Here is a 22639-nt window from a genome sequence, read left to right as displayed (position 1 = left end):
GGGAGCGGAGGTCGGCAATTCGCCGCGCACCGCTCCCGGTGATGGTTGTTTCTACGTCGGTCGGGGTCAGGCCTCGATGCTGTCCTTCGGAGCGCCTTCGCTCTCCGCCCGCGCCGCTTCGGCCGCCGCCTGCTTCTTGGACGCCCTCAGACTGGTGATCGTGGTGACGATCAGGACCGCGCAGATCACGCCGAGGGAGACCGGTATGGAGATCTCCGGAACGTGGACCCCGGACTCGTGCAGCGCGTGCAGCACCAGCTTGACGCCGATGAAGCCCAGGATGATCGACAGGCCGTAGCTGAGGTGGACCAGCTTCCTCAGCAGTCCGCCGATGAGGAAGTACAGCTGCCTGAGACCCATCAGCGCGAACGCGTTGGCGGTGAACACGATGTACGGGTCCTGGGTCAGGCCGAAGATCGCCGGGATCGAGTCGAGTGCGAACAGGACGTCGGTGGTACCGATCGCGAGCATCACGACCAGCATCGGCGTCATGACCCGCTTGCCGTTCTGCTGGATCCACAGCTTGGTGCCGTGGTACCGGTCGGCCACGCCGAAGCGGCGCTCGGCGGCCTTGAGCAGCTTGTTCTCCTCGAACTCCTCGTCCTCGTCGTCGGACCGGGCTTCCTGGATGAGCTTCCAGGCGGTCCAGATGAGGAAGGCGCCGAAGATGTAGAAGACCCAGGCGAAGCTGGCGAGGATCGCCGCACCGGCGGCGATGAAGATCGCCCGCAGCACCAGGGCTATGAGGACGCCGACGAGCAGGACCCGCTGCTGGTACTGCGAGGGCACCGAGAACTTCGCCATGATCAGGACGAAGACGAAGAGGTTGTCGACGCTCAGCGACTTCTCGGTGATGAAGCCGGCGAAGAACTCGCCGCCGGCCTGGCCGCTGCCGAAGACGAGCAGGCCGAGCCCGAACAGCCCGGCGAGGGCGATCCAGACGACCGTCCAGATCCCGGCTTCCTTGATCGAGACGTCGTGCGGCTTACGGCCGATGAAGAAGTCGACCGCGATGAGGGCGGCAAGGCCCACGATGGTCAGAACCCATAGGTTCACGGAAACATCCACTGCGCCTCCGGCAGTACGTAACGGCAAATGTCAGCGTCGTCGCTGCCGGAGGTCTCTTCCACCCAAAGATGGGCCGACGCCCCGGGATCTGGCCTGATCCGTATTGACGGGTACGCCGCAGCAGATAGGGAGTACTCCCCTCCGTGTGGAAAACAGTACCCCAATCACCAAGGAAAGGTAAAGCGATTGGTAAAAGAAGGACCAAGTTCCCTGGTCAGGGCGCTTTACATGTACTTGGTACGCGCTGCCGCGAGCTGGGTGAGCACCTGAAGGAGCACCTGGCTGCCGGGCGGCACGAGCGTCGGCGCGTACGTCCAGGCATGGCCGACCCACGGGTCGGCGAGGTGGTCGTCGGGCAGCGGGGTCAGTCGCAGCAGCGAACGCCACAGCGGGTCGAGCAAAGGCCCGTAGCCGGCGGCCTCCTCGCGGTCCGCGACCATCATCAGGTGGACGCCGACGGCCGGACCCTCGTCCGCGAGGTAGCGCAGCTGGGTCACCGCCCGGTCGTCGAAGCCGTGCGGGAAGTCGTTGACGATCAGGAGCTGCTCGGCAGTGTCGAGGCCGGGCGGCAGCGCGTCGGCCGCACCGCCGCGCACTGCCATCTGCACCAGGTCGACGCGCTGTGTGAGCCGGGTCAGGACGTCCGCCACCCCCGCCGCACCCAGGGCGGGCGGGGCCGCGAGCACGCCGCTCTGCACCAGCGGCGCGAGCGCCTTGACCGCGGAGCCCGCCGGGTCGATGACGTGCACGGTGAACTCACCCGCCGGATGGACCGCGAGCAGCCGGGCCGCCAGCGCCACCGCGGTGTCCATCGCGAGGTGCCGCAGTTCGTGGGCGTCCGCGAACGACTCGTCGAGTGATCCGGCACGTCCGCTGTCGATCCACAGGCCACGCTCGAGTGGCAGGCGGACCAGCATCGGGATCCGCAGCAGCTCGCTCTCGGGCAGATAGAGGTCGCCCACGCGCAGGGCCATGGGGATCTCCATCGGCACCTGGTAGCCGTGCCAGACGGGGTTGTCCCAGCGCGCGAACGCGGGCGGCAGCGCGGGCTCGACGACATCGGCCTCGGCGGCGAGTTGGGCGAGGTCCCGGTCGAGCGCCTTCCGGGCCTGATCGACGAGCTGCGCGTGCTTGGCGCGGGCCGCCTCGCGCGCGGCGTCGCCCTGCCCGCCGATCCTGCTGCGCGGGTCGGACAGAGCCTGGTCGAGCTCCTTCTCCATGCGCGATTCGGCGAAGTCGACGGCGCTGCGGTACGCGGCCGTGGTGCGGGCCAGGTCCTCGAACATGCCCCAGACCTGGTTGTACAGCCGCTCGTCCATGGACCAGCCGGTCGCGTCGCCCGCGACGGGCTGCGCGGGCCGGCCGGGCGGGGCCGGGGGTGCGGTCGGCGGGGGCGGCGGCGGGGCGGCGGTCTGCCGTCCCGGGTGGCTGTAGTCGACCGGGCCGCCTGCGGTGGGCGTGGACGGCTGGGTGACCGCGGACGGGTCCGCGGGGTAACCGGGCTGCGTACCCTGCGGTCCGTACGGAGACGTGGGCTGCGGGGTTGTACGACCGTTGCCCTGGGGTGCGGGGCCGCCCTGGTCGGGGCCTTGCACCGGTGCGGCGGCCTGGCGCGTGCGGTCGCCGTCCGCCGTGCGCTGCGGAGGCGCCGGCACCGAGCGGGCCAGGCCCTGGGCCACCGCCTCATTGATGGTGCCCGCGAGGTGGTGGGCCTCCGGCAGGCCCTGGTCGGCGAGGAGTTCGGCGAGGCCGCCCGCGTACCCCTGGCCGACGGCACGCACCTTCCAGGCGCCCTGCCGGCGGTAGAGCTCCAGGGCGACGACGGCCGACTCGGCGTCCAGACCGGTGATCGTGTAGCTGGCGACCTCGGTGCCGTCGAGACCGGTGACCGCGACGAACGGGGCAGCGACGGCGCCGAAGCGGACGGGGCCTCCCCCGCCCTCCAAGGGCAGGGCGAGCAGCACATTGACCCGGTGCACGGCCTCCGGCACGGCGTCCAGATCCACCGCGAGACGGTGGTCGGCGGCGGCCTGCCTGGAGACCTCGAGCCCCGGCTGAGTGGGCGCGCCCGGGTGGGCCACCCATTCGACTCCGCGGGCCTTGCCGTGCTCGTCGCTGAGTGTGGCCGAGGCCACGATCGGTGTGCCTGCCGAGACCCGGATCTCGAGACGGGCCTGGGAGAGCGGGTGGTTCTGTCCCCGCACCAGCTCGGCCGTCATCGCCCTCGTCCCCCCGTGTAGCTGGTGTGTCGTGTCGTGTGCCGTCAGGGCCAGTCCTCGGACAGGCCCTGACGGGAGCGTCCTACAGGTGCGGCAGGATCGACGGCATCAGGTCCTGGAAGGTGCGGCCGTTGGCCGGCGTGCCGAGGGCCGTCAACGTCCAGCCCGGGCCCGAGCGGTGCACCTTCGCCATGATCTGGGCCGTGTACGCGCCACCGCCCGCGAGCGTGTAGCGGGCGAGCTCCTGGCCGTTGGTCTCGTCGACCAGACGGCAGAACGCGTTCTGCACTTCCTGGAACGTCTGGCCCGTGAAGGAGTTCACGGTGAAGACGATCTGGTCGATGTGGACCGGGACGCGCGCCAGGTCGACGAGGATCGCCTCGTCGTCGCCACCCTGGCCGACACCGCCGACGAGGTTGTCGCCGGTGTGGCGCACGGAGCCGTCGTCGCTCACCAGGTGGCGGAAGAAGACGACGTCGACCGGCTGCTTGTCCGCGAACAGGACGGCGGAGGCATCGAGGTCGATCTCCCGGGTGCGGGTGCCGAACAGGCCGCGCCGAGGAGCCGCCTGCCAGCCGAGACCCATCCGCACCGACGTCAGGCTGCCTCCGTCGTTCTTCTGCAGACTGATGGCCTGACCCTTGGTCATGTTGACGGTCACGCGCTGATTCCCCTCTCGAACTGTCCCCTGTTGCCGCGGAGTCCGCGGTTGACCAGAACCCTACGCAGCGCCACTGACACTGCCGTACCCCGACCCGTGCTTTGTGTCGGTCTTGCAACACAGAGCGCATGTGCCGAGGTCCGGCGGTGGCTGCGGGAGGTCAGGCCAGGCCCGCCTCCCTCATCTGTCGCAGTTCCTTCTTCATCTCCGAGACCTCGTCGCGCAGCCGGGCCGCGATCTCGAACTGGAGGTCCGCGGCGGCGGCGCGCATGCGCGCCGTCATCTCCTCGATCTGCTCGGCGAGTTCGGCCGCGGGGCGGTCGGTGGGGACCGTCTCCTTCGCCTTGCCCTTGGCCGACTTGGCGCCGCCGGCAGCCTTGCCGCCGAGGGCGGGCACGGGTGCCTTGGCGGCCTTGCCGTCCTTGAGCTTGCGGTAGCCCGAGCCGAGCAGCTGCTCCGTGTCGACGTCCTCGCGGGCGATCTGCGCGACGATGTCGTTGATCTTCTTGCGGAGCGGCTGGGGGTCGATGCCGTTCGCCGTGTTGTACGCGACCTGCTTCTCCCGGCGGCGGTTGGTCTCCTCGATGGCCTTCTCCATCGCCGGGGTGATCTTGTCGGCGTACATGTGGACCTGGCCGGAGACGTTGCGCGCCGCGCGGCCGATGGTCTGGATCAGCGACGTACCGGAGCGCAGGAAGCCCTCCTTGTCGGCGTCGAGGATGGCCACCAGGGACACCTCGGGCAGGTCGAGGCCCTCACGCAGGAGGTTGATGCCGACCAGGACGTCGAACTCGCCGGAGCGCAGTTCGCGCAGCAGCTCGACGCGGCGCAGGGTGTCGACGTCGCTGTGCAGATAGCGGACCTGGATGCCGAGCTCCAGGAAGTAGTCCGTGAGGTCCTCGGCCATCTTCTTGGTGAGCGTGGTGACCAGGACGCGCTCGTCCTTCTCGGTGCGCGCCCGGATCTCGTGCACCAGGTCGTCGATCTGGCCCTCGGTGGGCTTGACCACGACCTCCGGGTCGATCAGGCCGGTGGGGCGGATGATCTGCTCCACGGCGCCGTCCCCGCGGGAGAGCTCGTACTTGCCCGGGGTCGCCGACAGATAGACCGTCTGCCCGATGCGCTCCTGGAACTCCTCCCACTTCAGGGGCCGGTTGTCCAGGGCGGAGGGCAGTCGGAAGCCGTGGTCGACGAGGGTGCGCTTGCGGGAGGCGTCGCCCTCGTACATCGCGCCGATCTGCGGGACGGTGTTGTGGGACTCGTCGATGACCAGCAGGAAGTCGTCCGGGAAGTAGTCCAGCAGGGTGTTCGGCGGGGAGCCGGGCAGTCGACCGTCGAAGTGCATCGAGTAGTTCTCGACGCCGGAGCAGGAGCCGATCTGGCGGAGCATCTCCAGGTCGTAGGTGGTGCGCATCCGCAGGCGCTGGGCTTCCAGGAGCTTGCCCTGCTTCTCCAGCTCGGCGAGGCGCTCGCCCAGCTCCTTCTCGATGTCGTTGGCCGCCCGTTCGAGGCGCTCGGGTCCCGCGACGTAGTGCGTGGCAGGGAAGACGTAGAGGTGCTCGTCGTCGCTGATGATCTCGCCGGTGAGGGGGTGGAGGGTGGAGAGGGCCTCGATCTCGTCGCCGAACATCTCGATGCGGACGGCGAGTTCCTCGTAGACCGGGAAGATCTCGATGGTGTCGCCTCGGACGCGGAAGGTGCCGCGGGTGAAGGCCAGGTCGTTGCGCGTGTACTGGATGTCCACGAAGCGGCGCAGCAGCTGGTCGCGGTCGATCTCGTCGCCGACCTTGAGGGGGACCATCCGGTCGACGTACTCCTGCGGGGTGCCCAGGCCGTAGATGCAGGAGACCGAGGCGACCACGATGACGTCGCGGCGGGTGAGCAGCGAGTTGGTCGCGGAGTGGCGCAGGCGCTCGACCTCCTCGTTGATCGAGGAGTCCTTCTCGATGTAGGTGTCCGACTGCGGGACGTACGCCTCTGGCTGGTAGTAGTCGTAGTACGAGACGAAGTACTCGACGGCGTTGTTCGGCAGGAGTTCACGGAACTCGTTCGCCAGCTGGGCGGCCAGGGTTTTGTTCGGCGCCATGACGAGGGTGGGGCGCTGGAGCTTCTCGATCATCCACGCGGTGGTGGCGGACTTGCCGGTGCCGGTCGCGCCGAGCAGGACGACGTCCTTCTCACCTGCCTCGATGCGTTTGGCCAGCTCGGCGATGGCCGTCGGCTGGTCGCCGCTGGGCTGGTAGGAGCTGACGACCTCGAAGGGCGCCACCGTGCGTTCGATGTTGGAAACGGGCCGCATGGAATCCACCGTACGACCCGCCACTGACAACGCGGTCCGATCAGCGGTTCTGCGGGGTGCGGGAACCGCGTCGGCCCGGCTGCCGGACCGGGCGGAGCGGGGGGCGGTGGGTGGGGTGGTGGACGGCCGGGTGGGCCGGGACGCCCGGCTTCTTCTCGACGGGGGTCCAGTCGGGCTTCCCCATGACCATCAGCGGGTCGAACACCACGACCACGCCGGCGAGGAGCAGGAAGGCCAGGGGGCCGACCAGCATGGGCCACAGCAGCGCCGCGGGGTCGTCACCGGTGGTGGGGGCGGCCGTGTCGTGGAGATGGACGCTGAGGGCTGCCATGCCCGTGTAGTGCATGCCGCTGACGGCGAGTCCCATGATGAGGCTCGCGCCCACGCTCCACCGGAACCCCCGGACCTGTCCGGCCGCCCACAGGGCCGCGGTCGCGGCGACCATCGCGATGACGACGGAGGCGGCGACGGTCAGCGTGTTGTATTCCAGCTGTCCGTTCAGGCGCATTCCGGCCATGCCCAAATAGTGCATCGAGGCTATTCCCAGGCCGGTGATCGTGCCTCCGGTGAACAGCGCCGCCCCCTTCGCACCCTTGTAGCCGACTATGAAGATCCCGATGCCCACCATGAGGATGGCGACCCCGAGACTGGCGAACGTCGTCAGCCTGTCGTAGTGGATCGGCGCCTGTTTGACGGTGAACCCCATCATCGCGACGAAGTGCATGGTCCATATGCCGGAGCCGATGGCCGCCGAACCGAGGGCCAGCCAGCCGGGCCTCCAGGAGCGCGCGACGAGCATGGATCTGGTGGTGCAGCGCAGCCCCAGGGCTCCGCCCAAGGAGGCCATGAGATAGGCCACCAGCGGTGTGACGAGTCCGTAGCTGAATCCGTCGACCGTGCCTTGCATGCGCGGCTGCCCTTCCCGCCCTCTTACGTCCCGGAATTCCCTGAAATGCGCCCCCTGCCAGGACCGCCCGAGCGGTCAGGGCTGAGGCAGAGAGTATGACTCCCACCGGAATGGTCGAACGATTTTCCGGCAAAGAAACACGCCGTTGCCTCAGTTGTGCGGCACCAGTGAGCGGACTTGGCCAACTCCATTCATTGTGTGGCCATCCTGTACCCCGCCGTCGTTGACGCTCTGCTGTCACAGTTGAGCTGTCCGTGATCGATCGACGTGAGGAGTACGCATGTACGCGCGCGCAGTCGCCGCCATCGCCACGGCGCTCCTGGGGGCCGCCGCCCTGCTGGTGCCCAGCTCCGACGCCCGGGCGGGCGACGTCGGCGAGGGGCCCTTGGTCATCGGCCACCGGGGCGCGTCCGCCTACGCCCCCGAGAACACGCTGGCCTCCATCGACCGGGCGGCGCAGCTGGGCATCCCGTGGGTCGAGAACGACGTCCAGCGCACCAAGGACGGCGAGCTCGTCGTCATCCACGACGACAGCCTGCAGCGCACGACCGACGTCGAGGAGGTCTTCCCCGGCCGGGCGCCCTGGAAGATCAAGGACTTCACGGCCGCCGAGATCGCGCGCCTCGACGCGGGCAGCTGGTTCGGCCCCCAGTACAGCCGCACGCGCGTGCCGACACTGAAGCAGTACATGCGCCGCGTCGAGCACAACCACCAGAAGCTGCTCCTGGAGATCAAGAACCCCGAGCTGTACCCGGGCATCGAGCAGCAGACCCTGAAGCTCCTCGGCAACGAGGGCTGGCTCGACCGGCAGCACCTGGCCGGCCGGCTGATCGTGCAGAGCTTCAGCGCGGACAGCCTGCGGATCGTCCATGACCTCAAGCCCGCCGTCACGACGGGTTTCCTCGGCACGCCGCGCGTCGCGGACCTGCCCGGGTACGCGAGCTTCACCGACGGGATCAATCCGTCGTACGGCTCGATCTCGCGGGGTTACGTCGCCGCCGTGCACTCCGTCACGGGACCGCACGGCCGGCCGCTCACCGTCTTCGCATGGACCGTCGACGACGCGGACACCGCCCGTAAGGTCGCCCGGTACGGCGTCGACGGCGTCATCACCAACAAGCCCGACGTGGTCCGGGCCGCGCTGCAGGCACCCTGAGCCCGGCTTCCCCGGGGCGTTGTCAGTGGCGGGTCGTACGGTGGGCGCATGGACAGCGATGGGCAGTACGAACAGCAGGTCGTGTGGGCGATTGTCGGCACCGACATCGGTCCGCTGCTGCTGGCCGCGACCCGCGAAGGCCTGGTCAACGTCGTGTTCCACGCCACCGAGGCGGTGCGCGACAAGGCGCTCGACCGGCTGGCGTCCCGGCTGGGCGGCGAGCCCGTGGAGGCACCCGACTCGCCGCTGCTAGCCGACGCGATAGGGCAGGTCCAGGCGTACTTCGCTGGTGAGCGGCGCGACTTCGAGCTGCCGCTGGACTGGTCGCTGATCTCGGGCTTCAACCGGCAGGTGCTGCGCGAACTGGCAGCAGGCGTCCCGTACGGCGCGGTCGTGGGCTACGGCGACCTGGCCGGGCGGGTGGGCCAGCCGGGCGCGGCCCAGGCGGTGGGAGTGGCGATGGGGTCCAATCCGCTGCCGGTCGTCGTGCCCTGTCACCGGGTGGTGGAGAGCGACGGGGGCATCGGCGGGTTCGGGGGCGGGCTCGAGACGAAGCGCAAGCTGCTCGCTCTGGAGGGGGTGCTGCCCGAGCCGCTGTTCTGAGCCACAGGTTCTGAGGGGCACGCGAAGGGTGGCCGGGAAGCGGAGGCAGTAGCAGACTCGGTGATGCGTACAGCCACTGGCATCCGAAAGCTCGGAGCCGAAGGGACGGCGATCACGCATGACCGGAAACAGGGCAGTCGCATATCTCAAGCCGGGCGCGGTGGAAGTCAGGACCATCGACTACCCGACGCTTGAACTCCAGGACGGGCCGGGGGTCGCACCCGACAACGTCGGCCGCAAGTGCCGGCACGGTGTGATCCTCAAGGTGCTCGCCACCAACATCTGCGGAAGTGACCAGCACATGGTGCGCGGGCGGACGACCGCGCCCGAGGGGCTGGCTCTAGGACACGAGATCACCGGAGAGGTCGTCGAACGGGGTCCGGACGTCGAGTTCATCGATGTCGGCGACATCGTCTCCGTACCGTTCAACATCGCCTGCGGGCGGTGCCGCAACTGCAAGGAGCGCAAGACAGGCATCTGCCTGAACGTCAACCCGGCTCGCCCCGGCGCGGCCTACGGCTATGTCGACATGGGCGGTTGGGTCGGCGGCCAGGCCGAGTACGCCATGATCCCGTACGCGGACTTCAACCTGCTGAAGTTCCCGGACGCGGCCGAGGCGCGCGAGAAGCTGCTCGACCTGACCATGCTGTCGGACATCTTCCCGACCGGCTTCCACGGCGTGGTGAGCTCGGGCGCCGGTGTGGGTTCGACGGTGTACGTCGCCGGGGCGGGCCCGGTCGGTCTGGCGGCAGCCGCGTCCGCGCAGCTGCTGGGTGCCGCCGTGGTCGTCGTCGGCGACCTCAATGCCGAACGCCTCGCCCAGGCGCGGAGCTTCGGCTGTGAGACCGTCGACGTCTCGCAGGGCAGCATCGAGGACCAGCTCGCGCAGATCCTCGGGGAGCCCGAGGTGGACGCGGCGGTCGACGCGGTCGGCTTCGAGGCCCGGGCCCACGGCAAGGACGCTCCCGAGGCGCCCGCGACGGTCCTGAACTCGCTGATGGGCGTCACGCGCGCGGGCGGTGCCCTGGGCATCCCCGGGCTGTACGTCACGGACGACCCCGGCGGGATCGACGACGACGCGAAGTCCGGGACGCTGAAGGTGCGGCTCGGCCTCGGCTGGGCCAAGAGCCATCACTTCACGACCGGGCAGTGCCCGGTGATGAAGTACCACCGGGGCCTGATGATGGCGATCCTGCACGGGCGCGTGCACATCGCCAAGGCGGTCAACGCGACCGTCATCGGCCTGGACGACGCACCGCGCGGCTATGCCGAGTTCGACCAGGGCGCCAGCCGCAAGTACGTGCTCGATCCACACGGAGCGCTGAGCGGCGTACGACCTGTCTGAGCTCCTGAACAGCAGGAAAGAAGAGGGGGTGCCCACGCGTACGCGTGGGCACCCCTTTCTGCACCCGCGGCTGGTCGTCAGTCGTAGTGCCGGGCCTCGAAGACGTTTCCGTCCGGGTCACGGAAGTAGAAGCTGCGCGTGGCCTTGCCCCGGGCGCCGTAGGAGTCGTACGAGAGCTCGGAGACGGGGGCGGCGCGTTCCTGGAGGCGGCTGTGCAGGGCGTCGAAGTCGTCGCCGGGCAGGGCCAAGCAGACGTGGTTGACCGGGTGGCCCGCGCTGTCGGCGGCGCCCGGGAGCATCTTCATGCGCTCTGCCATGGAGTGGGGCATGAGGTCGAGGATGGTCTCGTCGTTGAGCCGTACTGAAGGGAAGGAGACTTTCCCCGCGGAGAACTCGGTGATCCGCAGTGGCCGCAGCCCGATCACCTTCTCGTAGAAGTCGGCCGAGGCGACCGGGTCGTGTACCCACAGGACGACATGGTCGAGACGTGTCGTGTTGTCCGTCATGTTCTTCAGCCTGGTGTCGTCCCTCACAGGCCGCAAGGGTCTGGCCGGAGCTACCGCGCGCCTGCCGCGCGCCAGAGCCGAGGGAGTCGGACAGGACACACGCACGCACATGGTGCAGGTGGCGCCGACGAGGCCGAGCCGCACGTCGCGGGCACCACCCAGCCACAGACGGGCCTCCGCGCTGGACGGGCGACGTCGGCGGGCCGCGAGCGAGCACCCGTCGGGGGCCGGGGGGGCGACATCGGCCGGTGAGCGGGCGGCACGCGGGGCGGTCGGCGGCGTCGGCGGGCCGTGAGCGAGTACCCGTCTGGGGCCGGGGGGCGACGTCGGCCGGTGAGCGGGCGGCGCGCTGCCCTCCGGCTGCCGGCCGCAGCTCGGCAACGGCAGCCCCGGTGGAGTTGCCGCAGCCCCTCCGGCACCCCGCCGCCTCCCCGCAGGGTTACGCCTTGCGCCCCCACGCCGAGATCATCGGGGCTGTGGCCAGGTCCATCCCGCCGGCCGCGACGTTCGCCAAGTGGCGGTCGATGTCCTCGTTCGTGGCGAGGTTCGCGGTGACGAGGCGTTCGCGGACCTGGCGGATCGTGGCCGACTCGAGGGCGGCGCAGGCCGGGGAGGTGAGGGGGAAGTAGGCCTCGGCCTCCACGTTGCGCAGACCGGCCTCGCGGAGCAGGCGCGGGAGGCGGCGCCCGTAGGCGAGGTCGGCGCCCCGGTCGGCGAGCAGCTTGCGGAAACCGTGCCGAAGGCGGTTGGCGAGCTGCTGCTCGGGGCCGTGCTCGTCGGGGCAGACCAGGGGCTGCAGGGCCGGGTCGGCGTCCTCGAGCAGGAGCCGGCCACCGGGGCGCAGGGCCTTGATCATCGACCGCAACGCCCGTTCGCGGTCCGGCACATGGACGAGAACGAGCCGGGCGTGCACCAGGTCGAAGTCCTCGCCCGGCGGCTCCTCGGCACCCACGTCGTGGACGCGCACGTTCACCGGCGGCCGGGCCACGGAGGCGAGCAGGGACGTGTCGATGTCGGTGGCGACGACCTTTCCGGTCGGACCGACCTTCTTGGCCAGCCAGGACACCACCGAGGTGCCGCCCGCGCCCACCTCCCAGCAGCGCCAGCCGGAGCCGATGCCGAACCCTTCGAGGTGCCGGAAGGTCGTGGGGTCGAAGAGGGTGGCGAAGGCGTCGAAGCGCTCTCGCGCCTCGGTCTGCCGGTTGTCGAGGAGATACCCGTCGGATCGCGTCATGGCGCGATGATCCCAGTTGCCCTGCTTTCCGGAAGCGGCCGACGCGGCGCCTGCGACGAGATGGCCGAAGCCTGATTCGGCGCACCTTGACGCCCCCGGCGGCGAACCCGTCGTCCACAGGCGGGAACCAAGCGGAATGCCCTGCTCCCACAGGCTCACCCGCCGCTTACACAGACCTGGCAAACTGGCCCGCCAAGGCAAAGACAGGCGGCTCACCACGGAGGCGAACCGCAAACCGCGCATCGAGCACGGAGATCCACGCAAGGAGATCCAGATGTCCATGGCAGGGAATCTGCGGAAGGTCACGAACCTCGGCAGGGTCGGCGGCCTTCGCAGGGTGGCACGGCTGGCCCGGCGGCGCCCCCGCGTCGACCTGAGTCACCCGGCCCGGTCCCCGCTGGGCTCCTCGGTGGTGAACTGTGTGACCTACCGGGACGGTGTGCGGGCGCCCGGGGGCAGCGATCTGGTCGACGCCGTGCAGCGCGTGCGCAAGCACCGGGACGGGTTCGTGTGGTTGGGGCTGCACGAGCCGACGGACCAGGAGTTCGCGGGCATCGCCGAGCTCTTCGACCTGCATCCGCTGGCGGTCGAGGACGCGGTCGAGGCCCACCAGCGCCCGAAGTTGGAGCGGTACGGCGAGACGCTGTTCGCGGTGTTCAAGACGGTCTGCTACGTCGAGCACGAGGAGCTGACGGCGACGAGCGAGGTGGTCAACACCGGCGAGATCATGGTGTTCGTCGGCGAGGACTTCGTGATCACGGTCCGGCACGGGATGCACGGCTCGCTGGGCCCTCTGCGCGAGGGGCTGGAGTCCGACCCGCAGCAGCTGGCGAAGGGGCCGTCTGCCGTTCTGCACGCGGTCGCGGATCATGTCGTCGACGACTATCTGCATGTCACCGACTCGGTGCAGGCGGACATCGACCAGGTGGAGATGGACGTGTTCGCGGAGAACGGCGCGCGGGCCGACCCGGGCCGGATCTACCAGCTCAAGCGTGAACTCCTGGAGCTGAAGCGGGCCGTCGTCCCGCTCGGCCGCCCGGTCGAGGAGCTCGCCACCCGGCCGATACGGGTGGTCGGCCCGGAGATACAGGCCTACTTCAGGGACGTCCTCGACCACCTCATGCGGGCGAAGGAGCAGATCGCCGCCTTCGACGAACTGCTCAACTCGATCCTGCAGGCCCACCTCGCGCAGGTCACCGTGGCCCAGAACGAGGACATGCGGAAGATCACGGCCTGGGCCGCGGTGATCGCCGTGCCGACGATGGTCTGCGGTGTGTACGGCATGAACTTCGATCACATGCCGGAGCTGCACTGGAGGTTCGGATACCCCCTGGTCATAGGCGTGATTTCGGTGGCGTGCCTGGTGCTGTACCGCGGTTTCCGGCGCAACGGCTGGCTGTGACGCGGTCCCTGGGACGGGTCAGCGCGTCGTGCTCCTCGCGTACACGCTGTGGGCGAAGTCGGCGATCTGGTTCTCCGCCAGGTGCTGGGCCAGGTCGGCCTCGCTGATCATGCCGACCAGCCGCTTGTTCTCGATGACGGGGAGCCGGCGGATCTGGTGGTCCTGCATCTCCCGGAGCACGTCTCCGACGTCGGCGCCCGACTCGATCCAGCGCGGGGTGCCGTGGGCCATCTCGCCCGCGGTGACCTTGGCCGGGTCGTGGCCCATGGCCACACAGCCGACGACGATGTCGCGGTCGGTGAGGATGCCGCAGAGCCGCTCGTTCTGGTCGCTGATGGGCAGGGCTCCGACGTTCAGGTCGCGCATCAGCTGGGCCGCGCGGTCCAGCGTCTCGTGCGCGGGGATCCACTGGGCGCCACGGTGCATGATGTCTCCGGCGGTGGTCATGGAGTACCTCCCGGTGCCGGACGGCCGGCGCGGCGCGGGAACGCACCGCTAGTCCCGGCGCCCTACATTCTCGCCGCGCGGCGTGGCCCGTGCACCTGGAACTCCGCGGTAACAGACGTCCCGGGGTGACTGTGTTCAGGCCGAGAAGCCGACGATCCTGCGCGGGACGACGCGGATGATCACGCGGACCTCGTCGTCCTTCTCGGCGGGCGGGTCGATGCCCAGGTACTTGTGCGAGAGCTCGTGCGGGAGCCGCTTGCCCTCGTCGGGGAGGATCTCGGCGGTGCCGCGGATCTCGACCGAGGTGTAGGGGTTGGCGAGGTCGAAGACCGAGAGGCTGATGCGGGGGTCGCGACGGAGGTTGCGCACCTTCTGGCGCCCGTCGGTGGAGGAGAAGAGCACGGTGTCGCCCTCGCGCTTGATCCAGACCACGGAGTTCTGCGGGGCGCCGTCGGGGCCGAGGGTGGCGACGCTGGCGAAGTTCTTGCCGTCGAGAAGAGCGCGGACCGAGTCGGCGAAGGGGACGGGATCACTCGATGAGGTCGTCATGGAGCCAGAGTAACTACATGCGCGTGCATATAAAAGCGGTTTGCCGATCAACCTTTCCGAGCAACTTGCCTCTCCGACCAATCGGCCTCTCCGGCCGATCAACCTCTCCACGCCGGATGGCGCGGGTCGTCGGCGCGCACCAGGACGTCTGCCGCGCCGGCCGGGTCGGTCTCGTCCGCGTAGCGCTCGAAGGCGGGGAGCGTCCAGTGGTCGGGCTCAGGGGTGCGGCGGCGCAGGGCGCCGGGTGAGAGGAGGACGTGGGTGGTCAGGTCGAAGGGGAACCAGTGGCGCAGCAGGAGGGGGCCGTGCAGCAACAGGAAGCCGCCGGGCGGGAGTTGGACGTAGGGGCTGCGGGTGGCGCGGTCGGTGACGGGGTCCCACAGGTCGGGCAGGACTCGTCCGTCGCCGCCGGGTTCGAGGGGGCCGAACACCTCGCGCCACAGAGCGCCGGTGTCCAACCAGCCGTCGTAGTAGGCGTCGACGTCCTGGTGGCCGTACTCCAGGCGGAGCGAGGCGGGGCGCAGGAAGCCCTCGGCGCCGACGGTCAGCGAGGGGCGGCCGCGTATGCGCAGGGCTTCGGCGACGCGCTCGGCGAGGTCTCCCGGGCGGGCTGCCGGGGCGCCGTCGAAGGCGATGCGCGGCCAGGGGCTGCCGTCGGCCGGCTTGAGGTCGAGCAGCCGCTCGGCCAGGAGGTCGCCGAGCCGGTCCCAGGTGATCGCTTCGAGTCGCACACGGCCCATGATGCGTCAGCCGCCGGTCGGGATGCGGTGTGCACCGGCGGGAGAGGCGCGTGCCCAGGAGGAGGGTGCGCAGGGCGAGGGTGCAGAGGGCGTGATTTCGCGGTAGTCCGGAGTCCCGTCAGGGGGAATGAATCACTTATGGCACGTCTTGCAACTCCCCCGCCACGCACCGGGCTTCTCGTCTTCCAGCCACTCAAGAGACGGCACTGCAAGGAGTGTCACGCCGGACCGCTGGCGCTGCTCGTGCTCGAAGAGAGCGCGCCACGGTGTCTCGACTGTGCCGACCTCGGGCATCTGGTGTTCCTGCCGCGCGGCGACACGGCGCTGACGCGGCGGTCGCGGGAGGAGAGCACGCTGTCGGCGGTGGTGGTGCGGTTCAACCGGCGCAAGGGGCGGTACGAGCGGCAGGGCGTCCTGGTCGAGGAGGCGGGGCTCGCCCGGGCCGAGGAGCGGTGCCTCGCGGACGCGGAGGCGCGGCGGCGGCGCCGGGTGCGGGACGCCCGGCGGCGGGCCACGGAGGACGTGCGGTTCACGGAGGCATTCACGGCGGAGATACGGCGGCTGTTTCCCGGCTGCCCGGCCAAGCGGGCCCAGGCGATCGCGGCGCACGCGTCGGCGCGGGGCAGCGGGCGGGTGGGCCGGAGCGCGGCGGGGCGGGCGTTGTCCGAGCCGGCGGTGGTCTCGGCGGTGGTGGCGTCCGTACGGCACACGGACACGCCGTACGACCAGCTGCTGATGAGCGGGGTGCCGCGGCACGAGGCGCGGCGGCGGATCGGGGCGGGGGTGGAGACGGTGCTGCGGGGGTGGCGATCGGGAAGGGCGGGGGTCGGTTGACGAAGGGGAAGCGGGCGGCGGGCGCCGGGCTCACCTTGCACGGGCGGCGGACCGGTGGATCATGGTTGGACGCTCGCGTATGTGCCCGCGTTCTTCGGCCATGGTCACCGCGCTCGTACGGAATTTCACTTGTGGTGACGGGAGGTGCCGGGCAAGTCTCGGCCCGATACGGGGAGTTGACCTGACGTGATCGATGGACCGTACTTCTGGCTGACGGTGCTGGGTGTGCTCGGGACCGGCCTGGTGGCCGGGGTTTTCTGCGGCTTCTCGACGTTCGTGATGAGGGCGCTCGCCGCGCTGCCGCCGGCGCAGGGGGTCGCCGCGATGAACGCGATCAACGTGACCGCGGTGATGCCGGCGTTCATGCTCGTGTTCGTGGGGTCGGCGGTGCTGTGCGCGGTGATCGCCGTGGTGACGTTCGTGCTGTGGCCGGGCGACGGGAGGGTGGAGCTGCTGGTGGGCAGCGCGCTGTATCTGTTCGGTTGCTTCGGCGTGACCATGGTCGCGAACGTGCCGCGCAACGACGTGCTGGCCAAGCTGGACCCGGGCACGCAGGAGGCGGCCGCGTACTGGCCGTCGTACGTGCGCGAGTGGACGTTCTGGAACCACGTCCGCACGGTCGCCTCGGCCGGCTCGGCGCTGGCGTTTGTGCTCGCGCTGACCTGAGAGGGTGCTGAGAAGTTCGGGGCGAGCCCTGGGGGATCTCTGAGAAGAGGGGGCGGAAAGCGCTGTCCGTCCCCTCTGCGCACCTGGCCGGGGAGTCGTATCGTGGCCGAAAGGGTGCTGCCCGATGTCGTACGGCTCGTCGTACGCGTACGCAAGGGAGACGGCCATGGCCGATCCCAAGGGATTCATGACCACGCCTCGCCGCGACTGGCCCCGCCGGCCGGTGGAGGAGCGGGTCCGGGACTGGGACGAGGTCTACGTCCCCGGGGCGCTGCTGCCCATCATCACCAAGCAGGCCGATCGCTGCATGGACTGCGGCATCCCGTTCTGCCACGACGCCTGTCCGCTGGGCAATCTGATCCCCGAGTGGAACGACCTGGTCAGCCGGGACGACTGGCGGGCGGCGGCCGACCGGCTGCACGCGACGAACAACTTCCCCGAGTTCACCGGCCGGTTGTGTCCGGCGCCGTGCGAGGCGGGGTGTGTGCTTGCCATCAACCAGCCCGCGGTCACCATCAAGAACGTCGAGGTCGCCATCGCCGACAAGGCGTGGGAGCTGGGGTTCGCGCCGCCGCGGCCGCCGGACCGGCTGTCCGGGCGGACCGTCGCGGTGATCGGTTCGGGGCCCACGGGATTGGCGGCGGCACAGCAATTGACCCGGGCGGGGCACACGGTCGCCGTGTACGAGAAGGACGACCGGCTCGGCGGGCTGATGCGGTACGGCATCCCCGAGTTCAAGATGGAGAAGCGCCATCTCGACCGGCGGCTGGAGCAGATGCGGGCCGAGGGGACCAAGTTCCGTACGTCGACGGCGGTCGGGCGGGATGTCGGGGCGACCGAGCTGCGGGCGCGCTACGACGCCGTGGTGATCGCGACGGGGGCGACCGCGTGGCGTGAACTGCCCGTGCAGGGGCGGGAGTTGGCTGGGATAGAGCAGGCGATGGAGTATCTGCCGCTGTCCAACCGGGTGCGGGAAGGGGATCTGGAGAGCTCCCCGATGTCCGCCGCCGGGAAGCACGTCGTCATCGTCGGCGGCGGTGACACGGGGGCGGACTGCCTGGGGACCGCGGTGCGTGAAGGGGCCGCGTCCGTCACGCAGTTGGACATCTACGCCCAGCCCGGCGCCGATCGCGACGAGGACGCCGAGCCGTGGCCGACGTACCCGAAGATCTACCGGCTGTCGGCCGCCCACGAGGAGGCCCGCGATCTGGAGACGGCGCCGGCGGCGGACGCGGACGCGCGGCTGTTCGCGGCGTCCACGCTCCGCTTCTCGGGCGACGAGAGCGGGCATGTGCGGTCGCTGCACCTGGTCGAGGTGGACGCGCGGCGGCAGCCGGTGGACGGCACCGGGCGGACGCTGCCCGCCGATCTCGTTCTGCTCGCGCTCGGCTTCTCCGGGCCCGACCGGGGGGACGGGCTCATCGACCAGTTGGAGCTGGCGATGGAGCCTCGCGGGACGATCACTCGGGACGCCGGGTTCGCGACGAGTGCCTTCGGCGTGTTCGCCGCCGGGGATGCCGCCCGCGGACAGTCGCTCATCGTGTGGGCGATTGCCGAGGGGCGGGCGGTGGCGGCGGCGGTCGATCGTTATCTGACGGGGAGTTCGCGGCTGCCGGCGCCGATCGGGCCGTACGACCGCCCGATGACCGTGTAGAGCGCCGTTCGGAAGTCGATGTCGGAGCGGCGCGTCAGCGGCGCCGCTCGTCCGTGCCCGCCACCTTGCCCGTCGACAGCGCCACCCTGTTCCACGTGTTGATCGTGAAGATCAGGGCCAGGACATGGGCCAGTTCCTGCTCGTCGAAGTGGGCCGCGGCCTGCGCGTAGACCTCGTCCGGGACGCCGCCGTCGGCCACCAGCGTCACCGCCTCCGTCAGGGCGAGAGCCGCCTGTTCCCGCTCGGTGAAGAAGTGGCGGGCCTCGCGCCAGACGGCGACCATGTGCAGCCGGTCCTCGCTCTCGCCGGCCTTGTGGGCGTCGCCCGTGTGCATGTGGAGGCAGTACGCGCAGTGATTGATGTGCGAGGCGCGGATCTGGATCAGTTCAACGAGGGCCGGGTCGAGGCCCTCGCGGGCGGCGGCGTCGAAGCCGATGAGGGCGCGGAAGACCTTCGGGGCGGACTTCGCGAAGTCGAGGCGGGTCTTTTCGGCCACGGCGGGTGTGGCGGAAGGGACGGTCGCGTTCGTCGTCAGGTGCGTGGTGTTCGTCGTCATGTGCTCCAACCTATGAGGTAAAAAGACCCACGGTAGGGTGCATTTCCATGGCGAAAACGTGGGTCAATTCCGCCGAGCGGATCGGGGCCGACCTGCATCTGGAACTGGCCGGTGCGGGTGGGCGGCGTGCCGCGCTGACCGAGGCGCTGCGCGAGGCCGTGCGCAGTGGGCGGCTGGCTCCGGGCACCCGGCTGCCGCCGTACCGCTCGCTCGCCGCCGACCTCGGTGTCGCCCGCAACACGGTGGCCGACGCGTATGCGGAGCTCGTCGCGGAGGGCTGGCTGACCGCGCGCCAGGGCTCGGGCACCCGGGTCGCGGAGCGGGCCGAACCCCTACGACACGCCGAGCGCGCGCCCGTAAAGGCACCTCCACGCGCGCGTGCGTCGACAGCGCCTCCACGCGCGCGTGGTCCGAAGCCGCCGCCCCATCCCGGCGGCCCACGGCACGATCTCCGCCAGGGCACCCCGGACGCGTCCGCGTTCCCGCGCTCGGCCTGGCTCGCGTCCTACCGACGGGCCATCCAGCAGGCGCCCAACGAGGTGTTCGGGCCCGGCGACCCTGCCGGTCGCGTCGAGCTGAGGGAGGCGCTCACGGAGTACCTGGCACGGGCGCGTGGTGTGCGTACCGAGCCGGACCGGATCGTGATCTGCTCCGGTTTCGCGCACGGGCTGCGGCTGCTGTTCGGCGGCCGGGACCGCGTGCTCGGCGGACCCCTGGCCGTGGAGGCGTACGGGCTGCCCTTCCACCGGGAGCTGCTCGCGGCCGCGGGCGTACGGACCGTACCGCTCCCCCTGGACGAACAGGGCGCCCGCGTGGAGCGGTTGGCACGCGAGCGTGCCGTGCTGCTCACGCCCGCCCACCAGTTCCCGACCGGCGGACCGCTGCACGCCGAGCGCCGCGCCGCGGTCGTCGACTGGGCACGCGCGCGTGGCGGGGTGGTCGTGGAGGACGACTACGACGGGGAGTTCCGTTATGACCGCAAGCCCGTCGGGGCCCTCCAGGGCCTCGATCCCGAGCGGGTGATCTACCTCGGCTCGGTCAGCAAGAGCCTGTCGCCCGCGGTGCGGCTGGGGTGGATGGTGCTGCCGGAGCGGTACGTCGGCGGCGTGCTCGCGGCCAAGGGCGAGCGCGAGGCCTGGGCGAGCGTCCTCGACCAGCTGAGCCTCGCCGACTTCATCGTTTCCGGCTCGTACGACCGTCACGTACGGCGTATGCGGCAGCGGTACCGGAGCCGCCGGGACCGCCTCGTCGCGGCGCTCGCCGCGCAGGCACCGCACATCGAGGTCACCGGGGTCGCGGCGGGACTGCACGCCGTGCTGCGACTGCCGCCCGGCACCGAGCCGTCCGCCGTCAAGGCCGCCGCATGGCAGGGCATCGCCCTCGACGGCCTCGCCGAGTTCCGGCACCCCGAGACGGACACCGCCGCGCGCGACGGTCTCGTCGTGGGATACGCGACGCCCTCGGAGCACGCGTACGGGGCCGCACTGGAGGCGCTGTGCCGGATCCTGCCGCCGGGCGGGCTCCGGGATCCTGCCCCTGGATGAGCCGCCCCGGCACCGGCTCGAGCAGGTCTGAGCCGGGGCTGAACCTCAGCCCCGGCAAGACCGAGCAGCCGCCGCTCCCGGTGGTGGTCGTGAGCCGTCTCGTGGACGCCCCGCGACGCATCCGGTCGTGGGTGTGAGCCCGGCCGCCGGGTGGCTACGGCTTGCGCGCCACCGCCCCGTACCCCGGAATGACCCCGTCGTCCTGCCCGGGGACCGGCTCGCCCAGCTCGGGGTGCCACAGCTGCGGCACCTCGACTCCGGGCGCGACGAGTTCCGGACCGTCGACGAAGCGCGTGAACTCCTCGGGGGTGAAGTCGGCGGTCGCGTGACTGGCCACCAGGTAGCTGCCGGAGGGGAGTTCGGACAGCAGCCGGCGGACGAGCTCGTGTGCGCCGTCCTCGTCGGAGACGAAGTGGAGCAGCGCCACGAGGGACAGGGCCACGGGCCGGCCGAAGTCCAGGATCTTCCTGGCGCCTTCGAGGACGGCGTCCGGATCGCGGACGTCGGCCTGCAGGTACTCCGTGACGCCCCCGTCCGCGCCCCTCAGCAGGGCGGCGGCGTGGGCGAGCACGATCGGGTCGTTGTCGCAGTAGACGACGCGGGCCTCGGGTGCGATCTCCTGGGCGATCCGGTGGAGGTTGGGCTCGGTGGGGATGCCGGTGCCGACGTCCGGGAACTGCCGTACGCCGTGCTGGGCCAGCCTGGGGGTCCCCCCGGGCGTTTAGCCCTGGGGGAGGGTGGCGCGGTGCATGAACGCCCGGTTGACACGTGCCATGACGGGCACGCGCGGGTCCAGGGCGAGCATCTGCCGGCCCATGGCCTCGTCGACCGGGTAGTTGTCCTTGCCGCCGAGGTACCAGTCGTACATCCGCGCCGGATGCGGCTTGCCGGTGTCAATCTCAACCATTAACTGATTATCCATCAATTCAATATCAAGAGCAGGGAGTTGAACGAGCGTCGGACCATCACACGTCACGACAGCAGAAAGTCGGCCTCCCCCGCCTTGGCACCCTCGATGAACGCCGTCATCTCGTCGGTGGTGTAGATCAGCGCCGGCCCGTCCGGGTCGGTGGACTGGCGGACGGCGATCCGTCCGTCGGCGAGCTTCATGGCCTCCAAGCAGTTCCCGCCGTTGCCGCCGCTCCACGGCTTGTGCCAGCCCTCGCTGCCCAACTCCCGCGCGGGCATGCCGTTGTAGACGTGTTTGCGCGACTTGATGCGATCCATTCACAGCTCCTTGCGGAGATCCAGGAGGATCTCCTTCGTGCGATGTGCCGTAGCGGCCTGCGCCGCCATGCGGTCCATGACCTCGAGGTGGGTCGCCACCTCCGCGCGCGCGTCGAGATAGACGGCGCCGGTCAGGTACTCGCTGTAGACCATGTCCGGCAGTTCTGACATGGCAAATCGGAACAGCACGAAGGGCCCGAACGTGCCGGGGTGCGGCCCGTTGGTGAAGGGCGCGACCTGCAGGGTCACGTTGGGCAGCTTCGTGGCCTCGAGCAGCCTGTCGATCTGGGCACGCATCACCTCCGGGCCGCCGACCGGGCGGCGCAGCACGGTCTCGTCCATGACGGCCCAGAAACGGGGCGCGTCCTGACGGGTGAGCAGTTCCTGGCGTTGTATGCGCAGGGCGACATGGCGCTCGATGTCGTCGGGCCTGGTCTGGCCTATGGCGCCCGACCGCAGCACTCCCCGCGCGTAGTCCTCGGTCTGCAGCAGACCGGGCACGAAGTGCGGGTCGTACGAGCGGATGAGGCCGGCCGCACCCTCCAGGCTGACGTACATGGAGAACCAGCCGGGCAGGATGTCGTGGAAGCGCTGCCACCAGCCGGGCCTGTTGGCCTCCTCGGCCAGCTGCACGAAGGCCTCGGCCTCCTCGTCGGAGACGGCGTAAGCCTTCAACAGCAGCTGGAGGTAGGGGATCTTGAGGGAGACCTCGGCCATCTCCATGCGGCGGACCGTGGCGGGGGCGACGCGGAGGATGCGGGCGGCCTCCTCACGCTTGAGGCCCGCACGCTCCCGCAGGTCCAACAGACGGCGACCGAGCACGACTTGACCGACCGTCGGCGCGGACCGCGGTTCACTCACGCTCCACCTCCACCAAGTCGCCGACGTCCCTGAAATCCCTGGCAGGACGGCCGCGAGGGGTTCACGCCTGCCTCGAAAGCATGCTGACAGCCCTGCGGCGCCATTCGAAGACCCATTAGAAGATCTGTACGGTTTCGTACGGATCTCCATCGATCCCAACT

22 protein-coding genes and 1 pseudogene are annotated in these 22639 nt (G+C 70.2%); 9 read left to right on the top strand and 14 right to left on the bottom strand.

Annotated features, from left to right (window positions below):
• Positions 1 to 66: 66 nt before the first annotated feature.
• From OG303_RS37125 to OG303_RS37105, 5 genes are all read right to left on the bottom strand, one after another.
• Positions 67 to 1068 carry a TerC/Alx family metal homeostasis membrane protein gene (locus OG303_RS37125; protein ID WP_405874035.1) on the bottom strand — a complete coding sequence of 334 codons (1002 nt, stop codon included), beginning with the start codon at positions 1066 to 1068 and terminating at the stop codon, positions 67 to 69.
• A gap of 224 nt (positions 1069 to 1292) precedes the next feature.
• Positions 1293 to 3287, bottom strand: coding sequence for a TerD family protein (locus tag OG303_RS37120; RefSeq protein ID WP_405874033.1), 1995 nt, complete (start codon positions 3285 to 3287; stop codon positions 1293 to 1295).
• 82 nt (positions 3288 to 3369) lie between these two features.
• Positions 3370 to 3948 (bottom strand): TerD family protein, encoded by a 579-nt coding sequence (locus OG303_RS37115; RefSeq protein ID WP_405874031.1) that lies wholly within the window; start codon positions 3946 to 3948, stop codon positions 3370 to 3372.
• A 160-nt stretch (positions 3949 to 4108) separates the two neighbouring features.
• On the bottom strand, positions 4109 to 6247 hold the full coding sequence (uvrB, locus tag OG303_RS37110; protein WP_405874029.1) for an excinuclease ABC subunit UvrB: 2139 nt from the start codon (positions 6245 to 6247) through the stop codon (positions 4109 to 4111).
• 40 nt (positions 6248 to 6287) lie between these two features.
• Positions 6288 to 7154: an MHYT domain-containing protein gene (locus OG303_RS37105; protein ID WP_405874028.1), complete on the bottom strand. Its 867-nt coding sequence runs from the start codon at positions 7152 to 7154 to the stop codon at positions 6288 to 6290.
• A 280-nt stretch (positions 7155 to 7434) separates the two neighbouring features.
• On the opposite strand from OG303_RS37105, the gene OG303_RS37100 reads away from it, so the two are divergent.
• The 3 genes from OG303_RS37100 (at position 7435) to fdhA (ending at position 10258) form a co-directional block, all read left to right on the top strand.
• Positions 7435 to 8310, top strand: a complete 876-nt coding sequence (locus OG303_RS37100; RefSeq protein ID WP_405874026.1) for a glycerophosphodiester phosphodiesterase — start codon at positions 7435 to 7437, stop codon at positions 8308 to 8310.
• Positions 8311 to 8358: 48 nt separating this feature from the next.
• On the top strand, positions 8359 to 8913 hold the full coding sequence (locus tag OG303_RS37095) for a methylated-DNA--[protein]-cysteine S-methyltransferase (protein ID WP_405874025.1): 555 nt from the start codon (positions 8359 to 8361) through the stop codon (positions 8911 to 8913).
• Positions 8914 to 9031: 118 nt separating this feature from the next.
• Positions 9032 to 10258, top strand: a complete 1227-nt coding sequence (fdhA, locus tag OG303_RS37090; RefSeq protein ID WP_405874023.1) for a formaldehyde dehydrogenase, glutathione-independent — start codon at positions 9032 to 9034, stop codon at positions 10256 to 10258.
• Between the two features lie 77 nt (positions 10259 to 10335).
• Here the strand turns inward: fdhA and OG303_RS37085 are convergent, their stop codons facing one another.
• Together OG303_RS37085 and OG303_RS37080 are read right to left on the bottom strand one after the other, a co-directional pair.
• Positions 10336 to 10764, bottom strand: coding sequence for a VOC family protein (locus tag OG303_RS37085; protein WP_405874022.1), 429 nt, complete (start codon positions 10762 to 10764; stop codon positions 10336 to 10338).
• A 439-nt stretch (positions 10765 to 11203) separates the two neighbouring features.
• On the bottom strand, positions 11204 to 11998 hold the full coding sequence (locus OG303_RS37080) for a methyltransferase domain-containing protein (RefSeq protein WP_405874020.1): 795 nt from the start codon (positions 11996 to 11998) through the stop codon (positions 11204 to 11206).
• A 274-nt stretch (positions 11999 to 12272) separates the two neighbouring features.
• Between OG303_RS37080 and OG303_RS37075 the strand changes: the two genes are divergently transcribed.
• On the top strand, positions 12273 to 13400 hold the full coding sequence (locus OG303_RS37075) for a magnesium and cobalt transport protein CorA (RefSeq protein ID WP_405874019.1): 1128 nt from the start codon (positions 12273 to 12275) through the stop codon (positions 13398 to 13400).
• 18 nt (positions 13401 to 13418) lie between these two features.
• On the opposite strand, the gene OG303_RS37070 is transcribed toward OG303_RS37075, so the two are convergent.
• The 3 genes from OG303_RS37070 to OG303_RS37060 form a co-directional block, all read right to left on the bottom strand.
• Positions 13419 to 13847, bottom strand: a complete 429-nt coding sequence (locus OG303_RS37070) for a CBS domain-containing protein (RefSeq protein WP_405874017.1) — start codon at positions 13845 to 13847, stop codon at positions 13419 to 13421.
• Between the two features lie 135 nt (positions 13848 to 13982).
• Complete coding sequence (locus tag OG303_RS37065; protein ID WP_405874015.1) at positions 13983 to 14396, bottom strand: PPOX class F420-dependent oxidoreductase; 414 nt, start codon at positions 14394 to 14396, stop codon at positions 13983 to 13985.
• A gap of 98 nt (positions 14397 to 14494) precedes the next feature.
• The gene (locus tag OG303_RS37060; protein ID WP_405874014.1) at positions 14495 to 15136 is read right to left on the bottom strand and encodes a uridine kinase; all 642 of its coding nucleotides are present in this window, start codon (positions 15134 to 15136) and stop codon (positions 14495 to 14497) included.
• A gap of 138 nt (positions 15137 to 15274) precedes the next feature.
• On the opposite strand from OG303_RS37060, the gene OG303_RS37055 reads away from it, so the two are divergent.
• The 3 genes from OG303_RS37055 (at position 15275) to OG303_RS37045 (ending at position 18290) form a co-directional block, all read left to right on the top strand.
• Positions 15275 to 15970: a DUF2293 domain-containing protein gene (locus tag OG303_RS37055; protein WP_405874012.1), complete on the top strand. Its 696-nt coding sequence runs from the start codon at positions 15275 to 15277 to the stop codon at positions 15968 to 15970.
• A gap of 186 nt (positions 15971 to 16156) precedes the next feature.
• The gene (locus tag OG303_RS37050) at positions 16157 to 16636 is read left to right on the top strand and encodes a DUF1772 domain-containing protein (protein WP_405874011.1); all 480 of its coding nucleotides are present in this window, start codon (positions 16157 to 16159) and stop codon (positions 16634 to 16636) included.
• Between the two features lie 166 nt (positions 16637 to 16802).
• On the top strand, positions 16803 to 18290 hold the full coding sequence (locus OG303_RS37045; RefSeq protein ID WP_405874009.1) for a glutamate synthase subunit beta: 1488 nt from the start codon (positions 16803 to 16805) through the stop codon (positions 18288 to 18290).
• 34 nt (positions 18291 to 18324) lie between these two features.
• Here OG303_RS37045 and OG303_RS37040 read toward each other — a convergent pair whose 3' ends face one another.
• Complete coding sequence (locus tag OG303_RS37040; protein WP_405874008.1) at positions 18325 to 18846, bottom strand: carboxymuconolactone decarboxylase family protein; 522 nt, start codon at positions 18844 to 18846, stop codon at positions 18325 to 18327.
• A gap of 47 nt (positions 18847 to 18893) precedes the next feature.
• Here OG303_RS37040 and OG303_RS37035 point away from each other — a divergent pair, with 47 nt between their 5' ends.
• Both OG303_RS37035 and OG303_RS37030 read left to right on the top strand, forming a co-directional pair.
• Positions 18894 to 20390, top strand: a complete 1497-nt coding sequence (locus OG303_RS37035) for a PLP-dependent aminotransferase family protein (protein WP_405874007.1) — start codon at positions 18894 to 18896, stop codon at positions 20388 to 20390.
• Complete coding sequence (locus OG303_RS37030) at positions 20387 to 20527, top strand: hypothetical protein (RefSeq protein ID WP_405874006.1); 141 nt, start codon at positions 20387 to 20389, stop codon at positions 20525 to 20527. The genes OG303_RS37035 and OG303_RS37030 overlap by 4 nt, the downstream gene beginning before the upstream one ends.
• Positions 20528 to 20544: 17 nt before the next feature.
• Here OG303_RS37030 and OG303_RS37025 read toward each other — a convergent pair.
• The 3 genes and pseudogenes from OG303_RS37025 to OG303_RS37015 form a co-directional block, all read right to left on the bottom strand.
• A pseudogene (locus tag OG303_RS37025) lies at positions 20545 to 21312 on the bottom strand (SAM-dependent methyltransferase).
• A 50-nt stretch (positions 21313 to 21362) separates the two neighbouring features.
• A complete protein-coding gene (locus tag OG303_RS37020) occupies positions 21363 to 21617 on the bottom strand; it encodes a DUF397 domain-containing protein (protein WP_405874004.1) in 255 nt (84 codons plus the stop codon).
• The gene (locus OG303_RS37015) at positions 21618 to 22478 is read right to left on the bottom strand and encodes a helix-turn-helix transcriptional regulator (RefSeq protein ID WP_405874003.1); all 861 of its coding nucleotides are present in this window, start codon (positions 22476 to 22478) and stop codon (positions 21618 to 21620) included. It abuts the gene before it with no gap.
• Positions 22479 to 22639 lie beyond the last annotated feature (161 nt).

Source organism: Streptomyces sp. NBC_00005 (assembly GCF_045160215.1).
GTDB lineage: Bacteria > Actinomycetota > Actinomycetes > Streptomycetales > Streptomycetaceae > Streptomyces.
The sequence above is the reverse complement of the archived record's forward strand: the minus strand, read 5'-3'. Positions and strand labels throughout refer to the sequence as shown.